Source organism: Paenibacillus sp. NPDC057967 (assembly GCF_042887015.1).
Classification (GTDB): Bacteria; Bacillota; Bacilli; order Paenibacillales; family Paenibacillaceae; genus Pristimantibacillus.
Window position 1 is genome coordinate 1 of record NZ_JBHVQB010000023.1, and the last position, 1,103, is coordinate 1,103.

At 66.2% G+C, this 1,103-nt stretch carries 1 protein-coding gene; it reads right to left on the reverse strand.

Translation table 11 applies throughout. The features are described from left to right. Nucleotides 1-1,103, reverse strand: a 1,103-nt coding sequence (locus tag ACFVSO_RS28825) for a hypothetical protein (RefSeq protein ID WP_387480151.1), incomplete at both ends; no start/stop codon positions are given.

Below are 1,103 nucleotides of genomic sequence, written 5' to 3' on the forward strand. Positions count from 1 at the left end.
GTAGCCCCGTCAGCACCTGTAGGTCCAGTCGCGCCATCTGCGCCAGTAGCCCCGTCAGCACCTGTAGGTCCAGTCGCGCCATCTGCGCCAGTAGCACCTGTAGCTCCGTCAGCACCTGTAGCTCCGTCAGCACCTGTAGGCCCGGTCGCGCCATCTGCGCCAGTAGCACCTGTAGCCCCGTCAGCACCTGTAGGTCCAGTCGCACCATCAGCACCAGTAGCGCCATCGGCCCCAGTCGGTCCGGTCGAGCCATCCGCGCCCGTTGCACCATCCGCACCTGTAGGTCCGGTCGCGCCAGTCGCACCATCCACGCCCGTTGCACCTGTAGGTCCGGTCGCGCCAGTCGTACCATCCACGCCCGTTGCACCTGTAGGTCCGGTCGCGCCAGTCGCACCATCGACACCGGTTGCACCTGTAGGTCCGGTCGCGCCAGTCGCACCATCCACGCCCGTTGCACCTGTAGGTCCGGTCGCACCAGTTGCACCATCCGCGCCCGTTGCACCTGTAGGTCCGGTCGCACCCGTCGCGCCATCCACGCCCGTTGCACCTGTAGGCCCGGTCGCACCAGTTGCACCATCCGCGCCCGTTGCACCTGTAGGTCCGGTCACACCCGTCGCGCCATCCACGCCCGTTGCACCTGTAGGCCCGGTCGCACCAGTTGCACCATCCGCGCCCGTTGCACCTGTAGGTCCGGTCACACCGTCCACGCCCGTTGCACCAGTCGCGCCATCAGCACCCGTCGGTCCATCGGCGCCCGTTGGCCCAGTTGCACCTGTTACGCCGTCAACGCCTGTTGGACCAGTCGCGCCTGTTGATCCAGTACTGCCTGTCGATCCTGTCGGTCCGGTAGTGCCGGTTGATCCGCTAGTTCCAGTAGCTCCCGTTGCCCCTGTAGCTCCAGTCGCACCAGTTGCTCCTGAACCAGTGGCCCCGGTCGATCCAGTTGCGCCAGTGGCCCCCGTCTCACCTGTAGCCCCTGTAGCTCCAGTTGCTCCAGAACCAGTGGCTCCGGTCGATCCAGTTGCGCCAGTGGCCCCCGTCTCACCTGTAGCCCCTGTAGCTCCAGTTGCTCCAGAACCAGTGGCTCCGGTCGATCCAGTTGC